Source organism: Nocardioides sp., from assembly GCF_041913365.1.
Classification (GTDB): domain Bacteria; phylum Actinomycetota; class Actinomycetes; order Propionibacteriales; family Nocardioidaceae; genus Nocardioides.
Map to the genome: position 1 here is coordinate 275,733 of NZ_JAYSFM010000005.1, position 13,627 is coordinate 289,359.

The 13,627-nt window shown below is 72.4% G+C and carries 15 protein-coding genes; 10 read left to right on the top strand and 5 right to left on the bottom strand.

The window, feature by feature from the left end:
* Positions 1-63 precede the first annotated feature (63 nt).
* The gene (locus ACE3QY_RS14175; protein WP_374456667.1) at positions 64-1,686 is read left to right on the top strand and encodes a DUF3352 domain-containing protein; all 1,623 of its coding nucleotides are present in this window, start codon (positions 64-66) and stop codon (positions 1,684-1,686) included.
* 11 nt (positions 1,687-1,697) lie between these two features.
* On the opposite strand, the gene ybaK is transcribed toward ACE3QY_RS14175, so the two are convergent.
* Together ybaK and ACE3QY_RS14185 are read right to left on the bottom strand one after the other, a co-directional pair.
* Complete coding sequence (gene ybaK / locus ACE3QY_RS14180; protein ID WP_374456668.1) at positions 1,698-2,210, bottom strand: Cys-tRNA(Pro) deacylase; 513 nt, start codon at positions 2,208-2,210, stop codon at positions 1,698-1,700.
* Between the two features lie 128 nt (positions 2,211-2,338).
* The gene (locus ACE3QY_RS14185; protein ID WP_374456669.1) at positions 2,339-3,004 is read right to left on the bottom strand and encodes an LON peptidase substrate-binding domain-containing protein; all 666 of its coding nucleotides are present in this window, start codon (positions 3,002-3,004) and stop codon (positions 2,339-2,341) included.
* Between the two features lie 94 nt (positions 3,005-3,098).
* Here ACE3QY_RS14185 and hisD point away from each other — a divergent pair, with 94 nt between their 5' ends.
* The 4 genes from hisD to hisH are packed head-to-tail and all read left to right on the top strand — an operon-like array spanning position 3,099 to position 6,776.
* Positions 3,099-4,406 (top strand): histidinol dehydrogenase, encoded by a 1,308-nt coding sequence (hisD, locus tag ACE3QY_RS14190; protein WP_374456795.1) that lies wholly within the window; start codon positions 3,099-3,101, stop codon positions 4,404-4,406.
* Complete coding sequence (locus tag ACE3QY_RS14195; protein WP_374456670.1) at positions 4,403-5,542, top strand: histidinol-phosphate transaminase; 1,140 nt, start codon at positions 4,403-4,405, stop codon at positions 5,540-5,542. The genes hisD and ACE3QY_RS14195 overlap by 4 nt, the downstream gene beginning before the upstream one ends.
* Entirely contained in the window at positions 5,539-6,147 is a 609-nt protein-coding gene (gene hisB / locus ACE3QY_RS14200; protein ID WP_374456671.1) for an imidazoleglycerol-phosphate dehydratase HisB, read from the top strand. The genes ACE3QY_RS14195 and hisB overlap by 4 nt, the downstream gene beginning before the upstream one ends.
* Positions 6,144-6,776: an imidazole glycerol phosphate synthase subunit HisH gene (gene hisH, locus ACE3QY_RS14205; RefSeq protein ID WP_374456672.1), complete on the top strand. Its 633-nt coding sequence runs from the start codon at positions 6,144-6,146 to the stop codon at positions 6,774-6,776. Before hisB ends, hisH begins: the two co-directional genes overlap by 4 nt.
* Here hisH and ACE3QY_RS14210 read toward each other — a convergent pair.
* On the bottom strand, positions 6,773-7,444 hold the full coding sequence (locus tag ACE3QY_RS14210) for a hypothetical protein (RefSeq protein ID WP_374456673.1): 672 nt from the start codon (positions 7,442-7,444) through the stop codon (positions 6,773-6,775). The two genes, hisH and ACE3QY_RS14210, sit on opposite strands and share 4 nt — an antisense overlap.
* Before the next feature lie 122 nt (positions 7,445-7,566).
* Here ACE3QY_RS14210 and ACE3QY_RS14215 point away from each other — a divergent pair, with 122 nt between their 5' ends.
* Positions 7,567-8,196, top strand: coding sequence for a hemerythrin domain-containing protein (locus ACE3QY_RS14215; RefSeq protein ID WP_374456674.1), 630 nt, complete (start codon positions 7,567-7,569; stop codon positions 8,194-8,196).
* Here ACE3QY_RS14215 and ACE3QY_RS14220 read toward each other — a convergent pair.
* A complete protein-coding gene (locus ACE3QY_RS14220) occupies positions 8,193-8,684 on the bottom strand; it encodes a hypothetical protein (protein WP_374456675.1) in 492 nt (163 codons plus the stop codon). The genes ACE3QY_RS14215 and ACE3QY_RS14220 overlap by 4 nt on opposite strands.
* A 118-nt stretch (positions 8,685-8,802) precedes the next feature.
* On the opposite strand from ACE3QY_RS14220, the gene ACE3QY_RS14225 reads away from it, so the two are divergent.
* Entirely contained in the window at positions 8,803-10,503 is a 1,701-nt protein-coding gene (locus tag ACE3QY_RS14225; protein WP_374456676.1) for an alkaline phosphatase family protein, read from the top strand.
* 75 nt (positions 10,504-10,578) lie between these two features.
* Here ACE3QY_RS14225 and ACE3QY_RS14230 read toward each other — a convergent pair whose 3' ends face one another.
* Positions 10,579-11,574, bottom strand: coding sequence for an NAD-dependent epimerase/dehydratase family protein (locus ACE3QY_RS14230; RefSeq protein WP_374456677.1), 996 nt, complete (start codon positions 11,572-11,574; stop codon positions 10,579-10,581).
* Between the two features lie 75 nt (positions 11,575-11,649).
* On the opposite strand from ACE3QY_RS14230, the gene priA reads away from it, so the two are divergent.
* The 3 genes from priA to hisF are packed head-to-tail and all read left to right on the top strand — an operon-like array spanning position 11,650 to position 13,606.
* Positions 11,650-12,396 carry a bifunctional 1-(5-phosphoribosyl)-5-((5-phosphoribosylamino)methylideneamino)imidazole-4-carboxamide isomerase/phosphoribosylanthranilate isomerase PriA gene (gene priA / locus ACE3QY_RS14235; RefSeq protein WP_374456678.1) on the top strand — a complete coding sequence of 249 codons (747 nt, stop codon included), beginning with the start codon at positions 11,650-11,652 and terminating at the stop codon, positions 12,394-12,396.
* Between the two features lie 2 nt (positions 12,397-12,398).
* Positions 12,399-12,836, top strand: coding sequence for an NUDIX hydrolase (locus ACE3QY_RS14240; protein WP_374456679.1), 438 nt, complete (start codon positions 12,399-12,401; stop codon positions 12,834-12,836).
* A complete protein-coding gene (gene hisF / locus ACE3QY_RS14245) occupies positions 12,833-13,606 on the top strand; it encodes an imidazole glycerol phosphate synthase subunit HisF (RefSeq protein ID WP_374456680.1) in 774 nt (257 codons plus the stop codon). Before ACE3QY_RS14240 ends, hisF begins: the two co-directional genes overlap by 4 nt.
* The last annotated feature ends 21 nt before the right edge of the window (positions 13,607-13,627 follow it).

Consider the following 13,627-nt stretch of genomic DNA (forward strand, 5'->3'; position numbering starts at 1 on the left):
CGCGCGACATGATTGGGGCAGTCCCGGCGAGGTCGGGACCCGTGCAACGGGGGATCTGAACGAATGAGCACGACACCGGGTGGTCCGGAGTACCTGGACACCACGGGCCCGGCCGACGCCGCGCCTGACAACGACAACCGCAAGCGCCTGATCGCGCTGGGCGCCCTGGGTGCGACGGCCGTGGTCGTCGCCGGCGGCGCGTGGGCGGCCACCAGCTTCTTCGCGACCGGCTCCCAGCCGGCCGAGGCGCTGCCGGACTCGACCGTGGCCTACTTCAGCATCGACCTCGACCCGAGCGGCGGCCAGAAGATCGAGGCCATCAAGACGCTCCGCAAGTTCCCGGGGTTCACCGACAAGGTCGACCTCGAGACCGACGACGACCTGCGCGAGCGGCTCTTCGAGGAGATCACCAAGTCCGGCGCCTGCGAGGGCCTCGACTACGCCGAGGACGTCAAGCCGTGGCTCGGCTCGCGCGCCGCGTTCGCCGCGGTCGACATGGGCGAGGACGAGCCCCAGGTGGTCGCGGTGGTCCAGGTCACCGACGGCGCGAAGGCCGAGGACGGCATGAGCACGCTCGCCGAGACGTGTGGTGGCGAGGGCGACGCGGGGACCGACGTCGGCGGCTGGGTCGTCGACGGTGACTGGATGGTCATCGGTGAGACCAAGGAGGGCGCCACCAAGGTCGTCGAGGCGGCCGACGGCGGCACCCTGGCCGACGACTCGGCTTTCGGCACCTGGACCGGCGAGGCCGGTGACGACGGGTTCATGTCCTTCTACGTCGCCAAGGGCGTCACCAAGTACGCCGAGGAGCTCGGCGGCATGGGCGCGATGATGGGCGACATGGGCGGCATGGGTGCCGGCGACCCGATGGCCGACGAGCAGCTGCCCGAGGAGTTCCAGCAGATGCTCGACGACTTCGACGGAGCGGCGGCCACCGTCCGCTTCGACGACGGCGCCGTCGAGGTCGAGTACGCCATGTCCAACTACCAGAAGGACCTCACCAAGTTCTCCGAGAGCGACGAGGGCGTCTCCATGGTCGGCGGCCTGCCCGACGACACCGTGGCCGCCTTCGGCCTGGCGCTGACCGACGGCTGGGGCAACGCGATGCTCGACTACGTCAAGAGCACCATGCCCGAGGAGGCCGACGCCGTCGACGAGCAGCTCGCGCAGCTCGAGAGCGAGACCGGGCTGTCCATCCCCGAGGACCTCGAGACCCTCCTCGGCGACGGCGTGACCCTCTCCCTCGGCAGCGGCATCGACCCCGACGCGATCGCCAACGGCGGTCCCGGCGAGGTGCCGGTCGGGCTCAAGATCAAGGGCGACGCCGGCGAGATCCAGGCGGTGCTCGACAAGATCGCGGCCCAGTCCCCGCCGGAGATGGCGGAGTTCATGAAGGTGACCGAGGGCGACGGCTACGCCGTGCTCGCGCTCCAGGACGACTACCGCGGCAAGCTCGAGTCCGGCGGCGACCTGGGTGACTCCGACGACTACAAGAAGGTCGTCGAGTCCGACGACGCCCAGTCGGTCCTCTACGTCAACTTCGACGCCGACGACGACTGGCTGGTCCGGGTGACCGAGGACATGCCCGAGGTCAGCGAGAACCTCGAGCCGCTGTCGGCCTTCGGCATCAGCAGCTGGGTCGACGGCGACGTGATGCACGGCCTGTTCAAGCTGACCACCGACTGAGAGTCGTCAGCTCAACGCCCGATGGTGGCGGTCACCGCTCCGGTGACCGCCACCAGGTCGTTCGGGGCCAGCTCGAGGTCGAAGCCGCGGCGTCCGCCGGAGACGAGGATCGTGTCGTGGGCGAGCGCCGACTCGTCCAGGACGGTCGGGTGGGCCCGCTTCTGGCCGATCGGGGAGATGCCGCCGGCGACGTACCCCGTGGCGCGCTCAGCCGCCGCCACCTCGGCCATCACCGCCTTGCTGCCGCCCAGGGCGCGGGCGAGCGCCTTGAGGTCGAGGTGCCCGGAGACCGGGACGATGCCGACGACGAGCCTGCCGCGTTGTCCTGAGCCCGTCGAAGGGTCCAGCGAGGCGAGCAGCGTCTTGAACACCCGCGCCGGATCCGCGCCCAGCGCCTCCGCGGCCTCGAGCCCGTACGACGTCGCGCGCGGGTCGTGCTCGTAGGCCCGCACCTCGAACGCGATCCCGGCCGCGGTCAGCGCCACCGTGGCTGGCGTGCCGCCGACGCTCTTACGTTTCGCCACCGCTCATTCCTTCTTGTCGTGCTGGGTGATTTCGACGCGCTCGTGCGACTTCGTTCCTCAGTCGCGTCGCTTGCTCAATCTGGCCGCTCCCACGCGCCGCGCTCGTGCCTCGCGCGCCACTGCGCGTCTCAGTTCGGGGACCAGGCCGTCCGGGCCACCTGCGTGGCCGGCAGCGAGGGGATCACGTTGATCGCGCGCAGCTCCTCGGTCAGCAGCCGGGTCACCAGCTCCAGCCGCTCGGTCGCGTCCGACGCCTCGAGCAGCGACTGCCGCTCGGCCATCGGCAGCGGGGCCAGCGCGGAGAGCGTCCACGCGAGGTAGTCGGGGTCGCGGGGGAGCGTCCCGCTGAACGGGTCGCCCTGCAGCTCGGTCATCGCCACCCGGAACGCGGTGAACGTGGCGCGCGCCTTGTCGAGGAGCTCCTGGGGGACCTCGACCTCGGGCTCGGCGAGCACCTCGGCCGTGCCCTGCGGGAAGTCAGCGCCGCGCTGCATCTCCTCCAGCACGAGCCGCTCCCGGGCCACCGCGACGATGTCGAAGGTGCCGTCGTCGCGACGGTCGACCTCGGTGAGCTGGAGGATGCAGCCGACGCGGTAGACCGACTGGGCGCCGTGGTCGCCGACCTCGTACCCCTCCCGGATCGCGACGGTGCCGAAGACGCGCTGGGCGGGGTCCTCGACCGTCAGCAGGTGGCTCACGAGCATCCGGTAGCGGTCCTCGAAGACGTGGAGCGGCACGCTCATCCCGGGGAACACCACGGTGTTCAGCGGGAACATCGGCAGCGGATCGCTCACGTGCCCAACCTAGCGACCCACACGGCGCGGTTGTCCACGGCTCGCGGCCGCCGACCGGGCGCGCTGGGCCGGAACCTAGAATCGGGGCATGTCCCTGATCCGTCGCATCGACCTGAGGGGCGCCGACCCGGCGTCCGTCGACTACCGCGCGAGCGTGCCTCGCGCCGCGTTCGACGTCGAGGCCGCCACGCATCAGGTGCAGCCGATCATCGACGCCGTCCGCGCCCGCGGGGTGGAGGCGATCACCGAGCTCTCCGCCCGCTTCGACGGGGTCGAGAGCGACGACATCGCCGTGCCGCGCGCGTCGCTGGCGCAGGCGCTGGCCGACCTCGACCCGGCGGTCCGTGCCGGCCTGGAGGAGTCGATCCGTCGCCTGCGAGCGACCTGCGAGGCCGAGCTCGAGCACGACGTGACCAGCCGGCTGGCGCCCGGCGCCACCGTGACCCACCGCAAGGTGCCGATCGACCGCGTCGGCCTCTACGTCCCCGGCGGGCTCGCGCCGCTGGTCAGCAGCGTCGTGATGAACGTCGTGCCTGCGCAGGTCGCCGGGGTGCGCTCGATCGCCCTGGCCAGCCCGCCGCAGAAGGACCGTGGCGGCCTGCCCGAGCCGACGATCATGGCCGCGTGCGCCCTGCTCGGCGTCGACGAGGTGTACGCCGTCGGCGGCGCGCAGGCGATCGCGATGTTCGCCCACGGCGCAGGCCCGTGCGAGCCCGTCGACCTGGTCACCGGCCCGGGCAACATCTACGTCGCCGCCGCCAAGCGGCTGCTGCGCGGTGTCGTCGGCATCGACTCCGAGGCCGGCCCCACCGAGATCGCGATCCTGGCCGACGACAGCGCCGAGGCCTCCTACGTCGCGGCCGACCTGATCAGCCAGGCCGAGCACGACCCGATGGCCGCCTCGGTCCTGGTCACCGACTCCCTCGAGCTCGCCGACGCAGTGGAGGCCGAGCTCGACAAGCGGGTCTTCGCGACGCGCCACACCGAGCGGATCACCACCGCCCTGGGCGGCCAGCAGTCCGGCATCGTGCTGGTCGACGACATGGACCAGGGCGTCGACGTGGTCAACGCCTACGCCGCCGAGCACCTGGAGATCCACACCCGCGACGCCGCAGCGCACGCGGGCCGGGTCCGCAACGCCGGCGCGATCTTCGTCGGCCCGTGGGCGCCGGTGTCGCTCGGCGACTACTGCGCCGGCTCCAACCACGTGCTGCCGACAGCGGGATGCGCCTGCCACTCCAGCGGCCTCTCGGTGCGTGCGTTCACCAAGTCGGTGCACGTCGTCGACTACTCCCAGGCCGCCCTGGCCGAGGTCGCCGACCACGTCGTGACGCTGGCCGAGGCCGAGGACCTGCCCGGGCACGGCCAGGCCGTGTCGGTGCGATTCGAGTCCGGGCAGTGACCGCGGCGTTCCCACCCCTGCGGGAGGAGCTGCGGGGGATCGAGCCCTATGGCGCGCCGCAGCTGGACGTGCCGGTCCAGCTCAACGTCAACGAGAACCCCTACGGCCCCTCGCCGGAGGCGGCCGCGGACATCGCGCAGGCGGTGGGCGCGGCGGCGGCCACCCTCAACCGCTACCCGGACCGCGAGTTCACCGAGCTGCGCGAGGGACTGGCGGCCTACCTCAACACCTCCGGCGGGTCGGGCATCACCGCCGACATGGTGTGGGCGGCCAACGGCTCCAACGAGGTGATGCTGCAGCTGCTGCAGGCCTTCGGCGGGCCCGGACGCTGCGCGCTGTCGTTCGCGCCGACGTACTCGATGTACCCCGAGTACGCCCGCGACGCGATGACCGAGTGGGTGACCGGTCACCGCGCCGAGGACTTCTCGCTCGACCTCGACGCGGCACGCGCGCTGGTGCTCGAGCGCAGGCCGTCGGTCGTGCTGCTGCCCAGCCCCAACAACCCGACCGGGACGGCGCTGCCGCCCGAGGCGGTGTCGATGCTGTGCGAGGCCGCCGCGTCGTACGACCCCGGTGGTGTCGTCGTCGTCGACGAGGCCTACGGCGAGTTCCGCCGCTCGGGCACGCCGAGCGCGCTCGAGCTGCTGCCCGTCCACCGCAACCTCGTGGTGAGCCGCACGATGAGCAAGGCGTTCGCGCTCGCTGGTGCCCGGCTGGGCTACCTCGCCGCCGATCCCGCGATCTGCGACGCGATCCGGGTCGTGCGCCTGCCCTACCACCTCTCCGCGGTCACCCAGGCGACCGCGCGCGCCGCGCTGCGCCACGCCCCCGAGCTGCTGGGCAAGGTCGACGACCTGCGCGCCGAGCGAGACCGCACGGTCGACTGGCTGCGCGAGCAGGGACTGGAGGTGGCCGACTCCGACGCCAACTTCGCCCTGTTCGGCCGCTTCGCCGACCGTCACGCGGTCTGGCAGGGGCTGCTCGACCGCGGGGTGCTGATCCGCGAGACCGGGCCGGAGGGCTGGCTGCGCGTCTCGATCGGCACCGCGGACGAGATGGCAGCATTCAGGCAGGCGCTGCTCGCCACAATGGAGACCGAGCAGGTCATCGGACGAGTCATGGAGGAGCGGGCATGAGCCGCACCGCGAAGATCGAGCGCACCACCAAGGAGTCGCAGGTCGAGGTCCACGTCGACCTCGACGGCACGGGGCGCTCGGAGGTGTCGACCGGAGTGGGGTTCTTCGACCACATGCTCGACGCGTTCGCCCGCCACTCGCTCGTCGACCTCGTCGTGCACACCAACGGCGACACCCACATCGACGCCCACCACTCCGTGGAGGACACCGCGATCGTGCTCGGCCAGGCGCTGCGCGAGGCGCTGGGCGACAAGTCCGGCATCCGCCGCTTCGGCGACGCCACGGTGCCGCTCGACGAGGCGATCGTCCAGGCGGTCGTCGACGTCTCGGGCCGCCCGTTCTGCGTGCACTCCGGCGAGCCGGAGGGCCAGCAGTACGTCGCTATCGGCGGCACCGGCGCGCCCTACATGGGCTCGCTCACCCGCCACGTCTTCGAGTCGATCTCCTTCCACGCCCACCTCGCGCTGCACGTGCGCGTGCTCGGCGGCCGCGACCCGCACCACATCGTCGAGGCCCAGTTCAAGGCCTTCGCCCGCGCCTTCCGCGACGCGGTCGCGCTCGACCCCCGCGAGACCGGCGTACCGTCCACGAAGGGTGCTCTGTGACCGCAGAGGTCGTCGTCCTCGACTACGGATCGGGCAACCTGCGCTCGGCCGTGCGTGCCGTCGAGCGGGCCGGCGCCTCGGTCACCCTGACCGGTGACTTCGACACGGCGCTGGCCGCGGACGGCCTCGTCGTGCCCGGCGTCGGGGCGTACGCCGCCTGCATGGCGGGCCTGCGCGCGATCAAGGGCGAGCGGATCATCGGCCGCCGGCTCGCCGGGGGCCGCCCGGTGCTGGGCATCTGCGTGGGCATGCAGATCCTGTTCGCCGGCGGTGTCGAGCACGGCGTGGAGACCGACGGCTGCGACGAGTGGCCCGGGCTGGTCACGCGCCTCGAGGCCGACGTCGTCCCGCACATGGGCTGGAACACCGTCGAGGTGCCCAGCGGGTCGACGCTCTTCGCCGGCGTCGAGCAGGAGCGGTTCTACTTCGTGCACTCCTACGCCGCCCGCAGCTGGGACCTCGTCACCAACGACCGCACGGCGGCTCCGCTGGTGACCTGGGCCGAGCACGGCGGCGACCGGTTCGTGGCCGCGGTCGAGAACGGTCCGCTCTCCGCGACGCAGTTCCACCCCGAGAAGTCCGGCGACGCGGGCGCCGCGCTGCTCCGCAACTGGGTCGAGGCGCTCTAGCGACTGTGCCGCACCCGCGGTCCGAGCGGTCCGAGCAGGGAATTCGTCGGCGTCGGGTCGGGCTCGGCCCGACGCCATCTGTCGAAGCGGGAGCGGTCGCCAACGGTCCGGTAGGACTGCAGGCCGACCTCGACCCAACGCGGGGAGCCCAGGCACGAGCGCGGGATCACGACGGCGACGTAGTCCTCACGCGACGACACGGAGGCCGTCAGGCCCTCGCAGGGGACGCCGATGTTGATGGTCGAGTAGGTCCCGCACTCGTCCGGCGGGGAGGGGACGTCGGACGCGTCCATCAGCCACGGGTCCCTGGGGTGCGTCGACGGGTTCCGGGTGAGGTGCACTGAGTAGGGGCGCCGATCCGTCTGGATCTCGAAGTTCACCCAACGGTCGCCCCACCCGGTGAGGTTGCGCAGGTGCGCCCGCATCTCCACGGTGTCGCCCTCGTGCCGGACCGACAGCCCGACGATGTCGGTCGACGCGTCCTGGGGCGTGGTGTGCTGCTCGAATGTCCCGCAGGGTGGCGGCTCGGGAGAGTACGACGACTGCGCGACGTCGCCCTCTCGGTCGGCGCCCCACCACCGGTCCGCGGACGCCGCGCCTGCGGACAGGCCGATCAGGCACGCGGCGAGAGCCGCGACGGTGGTCGTTCGGATGGCTGCGAGCAGCACGGTGGATCCCCCTTGGTCGTCGACCCGGATCCTGCCCTGTGGGCGCGCCGCTGTCGCTCGAACCGCCGAAGTCCTCAAAAACTGGGTCGAGGGGCGGCGTGAGCGGCGGCTAGCGTCCCGGCATGGCCGAGCTGAGCATGAACCAGATCATCCACGCCGCCGTGCGCCGCGACGTGGCCCGCACCGAGCAGGCGCTCCGCCGGTTGCCGGACGGTGACGCCGAGCGTGCGCGTCAGGTCCGGGCTGCCTGGCAGAACCTCGTGCGCGAGCTGACCCACCACCACGAGGCGGAGGACGAGATCCTCTGGCCCTTCCTCCTCGGGCGCGGCGTCGACGCCGACCTCCTCCACGCGATGGAGTCCGAGCACGCGGCGATGAAGAAGGCCCTCTCGTCCGCGTCCGCCGCGATCGACTCGGTCGTGGCGACCCCGACCGCCTCCGCTGCGTCCGTCGCCGCCGACGTCGTGGCGCGGTCCAGCGAGGTGATCAACCAGCACCTCGACCACGAGGAGCGCGACGTCGAGGCACCGCTGGGTGACCTGGAGTCCGACCCGGAGTTCAAGGCGCTGAGCAAGAAGCTCCGGCCCGCCAGCATGGTCGACGCCGCCAACGCGCTCGCCTGGATGCAGGACGGCGCGGGCGAGCGGGAGCTGACCGCGCTCCGCGCCACGATCCCCGGCCCGGTCGTCACCATCCTGACCAAGGTCGTCGCGCGCCGCTACCAGCGCGAGGTCGCCCCGACCTGGCGCTAGTCCGCCTCCGCCAGCCGCTTGAGCGTGAGCAGCTGCTTCCGAGCCATGACGAGGTCGCCGACCGAGAGCGCGGGCGCGAGCCACCGGCGCGTCCGGGCCACGACCTTGAGGACGAGTCGGGAGCCGTCGGCGTGGGGGAGGACGGCGTACGACAGGTGGGCGCCCATGATCGTCGCGGTCAGCTCGCGCCCCGGGTCGACCGCGAGCACCCGGCCCTGGTCGCGCCCGAGCGCGCGGGTGAACGGGTCGCCGGCGACCGGGTCGGGCACGTCGAGCAGCGCGCGTGGTGACCGGCGGCCGAGGTTGTCGACGAGGTCGTAGGAGTAGGGCGCGAGACGGACCTGTCGCAGCCGCCGCCAGACGACCGCGGGGTCGGCGCGGACGGTGACGCCACGCCAGGCGGCGAGGGTCGGGTCGGGCACGAACGCGTCGCAGCCGAACCGCAGCCGGGTCTCGGCCGGCGTGACGCCCCAGCGGTCGCCGATCATGGAGGCACGGTAGCGAGCGCGGCCGACGTACCCCCGCTGGGGGATTGCCGGGTGGTGGGGGCGGGCCTACGTTCGGCTCACGGTTCGCGGCGGCGCAGCCGCGCCGGGAGGGATCGCCATGTCGCAGCGTCGCACCCGCACCTTCGCCCTCGTCACGGCCACTGCCGTGGCGCTCTGCCTCGCCGGCACGCAGACCGGTGCCGAGGCCGGTGGTCGCGGCGGAGGCCACGGTCCCACGCACGTCGACCGCCCGACCAAGGTCGTGGTCATCGTCGTCGACTCGCTCAGCAAGGAGATCGTCGAGAAGTACGACATGCGCAACGTCGAGGAGCTGATGGACGACGGGGTGGACAGCCCGCGCTCCTACCTCGGCCACACCGGGTCCGTCACCGTCGTCACGCACAACGTGATCACGTCGGGTCAGCTGCCCAAGCACATGGGCTGGACCGACGAGGGCTACCGGGACGTCGCCGGCGTGCTCGGCGACCCCGAGCCGGCCAACCCCGACCAGCTCTACATCACCAGCAACGCCACGACCGACCTCTTCAAGCTCCAGCAGGCGGCCGGCTACCCCAAGCTCGCCGACTACCTCGGTGCGGCCGACCCGACGGCGAAGACGTTCACGATCAGCCCCAAGGGGTACGCCGGTTACGCGTTCGGTGGTGCCGGGTCCGACTCGATCATCACCTTCGGCAGCGGACCCGAGTGCACGGCCGGCGGGTCGTGGCGCAAGCCGACCGGCATCAACGTGCCGTCGTACATCCTGGGTGCCCCGTGCAGCCGCTTCTGGGTGCACAGCGGCTACCCGGCCTACGCCTACGACACCGCCAAGCTGCCGGCGATCCTCTACCCGCTCGACAGCGACCGCTACGTCACGGGCAAGGACCCGGCCCACCTGGGTGGTGATGTGTGGGCCGCCGACGCGGCCATCGAGGTGATGCGCAACGAGGCGAGCTGGAACGGCATCTTCGTGACGCTGCCCGGCGTGGACAAGGCGGCGCACATGTGGGGCGGGGTGACCGACCCCGGCCCGACCGGCACCGACGGCGACCCGATGACGCACATGGTGGCCGCGACCGCCGAGGCCGACCGGCAGGTCGGCAAGATCATGGCCGAGCTCGAGGCACAGGACGTCCTCGACGACACCCTCGTCGTCCTCACCTCGGACCACGGCTCGGTCGCCGCGAGGACCTTCCACGGCAAGGAGGTCGCCGAGCGCGACTACGGCTACTTCAACTGGTACTACGGCGACGCGGAGAACGACACCGTCACCTACAACCGTCCCCAGGACGCGCTGCTCCCACTGGTGGGCACCGGCAACGTCGGGCTCTCCTACAGCGACTCGATGCTGCGGGTCTGGCTCAAGGACCAGTCGCCGGCCAAGGTCGACGAGGCGGCTGCGGTGATGCGTGCGCTGCCGAGCGTCACCGCGGTCTGGAAGCGGCACGGCGACCACTACGACCGGGTGTCGCCCGTGAGGTGGGACCGGATGCTGACCGGGGGCGAGCGGGCGTGGTTCGCGCGGAAGGCGCAGGAGCTCGTCGACACGCAGGCCGCGGACTACGGGCCCGACCTCATCGCCACCCTGCCCGACGACACGACGTACTCCGTCAAGGGCGACCACGGCGGCATCCAGCGCGCCGCCCAGCAGATCCCGATCGTCTTCGCCGGAGCGGGACTCTCCAGCCGCGACCTCCGCGCCGAGGTGCGCTCGGTCGACATCATGCCGACCATCCTCAAGGCGATGGGCATCCGCCCGACCTTCCCGATGGACGGCATCGCCTACGAGCTGCCGACGCGGAAGCGGGGGCGCCACTGATCCCGGTCAGTGTGGTGACGGTGACGTACCTGGTGCGTCACCACGACCACACAACGCCTGGAGTCCCCGGTCATCTCACTCGCCCGCGGCCGCGATCAGCTCCCGCTCCTCGTCGTCGGTGAGCCCGGCGCCGTGGGGCTGGTCGCGGTCGGCCTCCCAGACCAGGACGTCGGCGAGGGTTTCGGCGAGCGGGCGCGGGGAGAGACCCGCTGCGAGCGCGCGTTCGGTCGAGCGGGACGCCAGGCCGGGGTTGTCCTCGGGGCCGACCCAGAGCGGCAGCGAGCGCGGGCCGTACCACTGTGCGACCTCGTGCTCCTCCAGCCAGTCCGGCCCGACCTCGACGACGGGGCCCGTGTGGCCGGCCACCGCCCGCGCGGTGGCCAGGTGCTCGCTCAGCGGAGCGGCGTTGGCCACCACGTTGAAGGCGCCGGTCGTGCCCGCCTCGGCCGAGTGCACGAGCCAGGCCGCCAGGTCGCGTACGTCGATGAGCGCGGCGCCGGCCTCCGGGACCGCCGGCACCAGCACGCTGCCGTCGTCGGTGGCGGGGTGCGCGAAGCGCCACGGCCAGTAGCCGGTGCGGCCGGACAGGTCACCCGGTCCGCCGATCAGGCCCGCCCGTGCGAGCAGGGAGCGGTCGCTCCCGAAGGCCGCGGTGACCGCCTCCTCGCACGCCACCTTGGCGTTGCCGTACTGCTCCATCGACCCCATCTCGTCGGCGGCCAGTGGCTCGAGCAGCTCGGCGGTCTCGTCCGCACCCGCGACCGAGTGGTCGGCGTACACGCTCATCGTCGACACGTAGAGCCAGTGGCCGGTGCTGCCCGCGAGCGCGGCGAGGGCGCTGCGCACCTGGCCGGGCTGGGTCGCCACGTCGATGACCGCGTCCCAGCGCTCGCCCGCCACCTCGTCGTACGCCCCTTTCGCGGTCCGGTCGGCGACCACGTGCCGTGCGCCGGCCGGGGGAGTGTCGCGGGTGCCGCGCGCCAGGCAGGTCACGTCGTGGCCGCGGGCCAGGGCGTCCGTCGCCGTCGCGCGGCCGACGAAGTTGGTGCCACCGAGGATCAGGAGTCGCATGCCGCAGTGAACCACTCCGTCTCGTCCCACCGCCGCCGACTCGGGCAGAGCGGCCCGCGCTCCTAGGATCGGGGCATGCCCAGCACCTCGGACGACCGCTACCTCGAGCTCCTGCCCGCCGTCGACATCAAGGGCGGCCAGGCCGTGCAGCTCGTGCAGGGCGTGGACGGTTCGGAGAAGCGCTTCGGCGACCCGATCGAGGCGGCCCTGCGCTGGCAGGAGGCCGGCGCGGAGTGGATCCACCTCGTCGACCTCGACGCGGCGTTCGGGCACGGGCACAACCGCGAGCTCCAGGCGCGGATCGTCGGCACGCTCGACATCCAGGTGGAGATGAGCGGCGGCATCCGCGACGACGAGTCGCTGGAGGCGGCGATGGCGGCCGGGTGCCGGCGCGTGAACATCGGCACCGCCGCGCTCGAGCAGCCCGAGTGGTGCGCGCAGGCGATCGCGACGTACGGCGACCGGGTGGCGGTCGGCCTCGACGTGCGGGGCACGACGCTGGCCGCCCGCGGCTGGACCCGCGACGGCGGCGACCTCTACGAGACCCTCGCCCGCCTCGACTCCGAGGGTTGCGCGCGCTACGTCGTGACCGACGTCAACAAGGACGGCATGCTCCAGGGCCCCAACCTCCAGCTCCTGCGCGACGTGTGCGCCGCCACCGACAAGCCGGTCGTCGCCAGCGGCGGCGTCACCACGCTCGACGACATCCGCGCGCTCATGACCCTGGTGGACGAGGGCGTCGAGGGCGCGATCGCCGGCACCGCGCTCTACGAGGGCCGCTTCACCCTCGAGGACGCGCTCGCGCTGACGAGGGGCGCCTGAGCATGGAGTTCACCGAGTACCACACCCGCCTGGGGGCGTACGTCCTGCTCGTCGACGACCAGGACCGGGCCCTGCTCGCCTGGTGGAACGGCGAGGGGATCGCCGACCCGGCCTGGACGCTGCCCGGAGGTGGGATCGAGTTCGACGAGTCGGTCCGCGACGGGCTGGTGCGCGAGGTCTACGAGGAGACCGGCTACCACGTCGTGCCGGGAGCCCTCCTCGCGGAGGACTTCTTCACGGGTCGCGGCCGGACCTTCGACGGGTGGTACCGGTCGCAGCGCTTCGTCTTCGAGGCGACCATCACGGGCGGCGAGCTGGGCACGACCGAGGTCGGCGGGTCGACCGACCACGCCGCCTGGGTCCCGCTCGCCGAGCTCGGGGGCGAGCCGCGCGTGGAGCTCGTCGACATCGCACTCGCGGCCCGGGCGGCGAAGCGATGAGCCTCGCGATCCGTGTCATCCCGTGCCTCGACGTCGACGGCGGCCGGGTGGTGAAGGGCGTGAACTTCCAGGAGCTGCGCGACGCCGGCGACCCGGTCGAGCTGGCCCGCCTCTACGACGCCGAGGGAGCCGACGAGCTGACCTTCCTCGACATCTCGGCCTCCCACGAGGGCCGCGCGACCACGATGGAGGTGGTCAGCCGCTGCGCCGAGGAGGTCTTCATCCCGCTCACCGTGGGCGGCGGCGTCGGCAGCGTCGAGGACGTCGACCGCCTGCTGCGCGCCGGCGCGGACAAGGTGGCCGTCAACACCGCGGCCATCCACCGGCCCGAGCTGGTCGCCGAGATCGCCGACCGCTTCGGCAACCAGGTGCTCGTCCTCAGCGTCGACGCGCGCCGCACCCGCCCGGACCAACCGGGGACGGACAGCGGCTTCGAGGTGACCACCCACGGCGGCCGCAAGAGCGCCGGGCTGGACGCGATCGAGTGGGCCGTCCGCGCGGCCGAGCTCGGTGCGGGGGAGATCCTGCTCAACGCGATGGACGCCGACGGCACGACCGACGGCTTCGACCTCGAGCTCATCCGTGCCGTACGCCGCGAGGTGACCATCCCCGTGATCGCGAGCGGGGGAGCGGGTGCCGTCGAGCACTTCCCGCCGGCCGTCGAGGCCGGGGCCGACGCCGTGCTCGCCGCGACGGTCTTCCACTTCGGGACGCTCAGCATCCGCGACGTCAAGGCTGGTCTGTCCACGGCGGGTCATCCGGTCCGCTGAAGTCGAGTGGAGTCGTAGGAT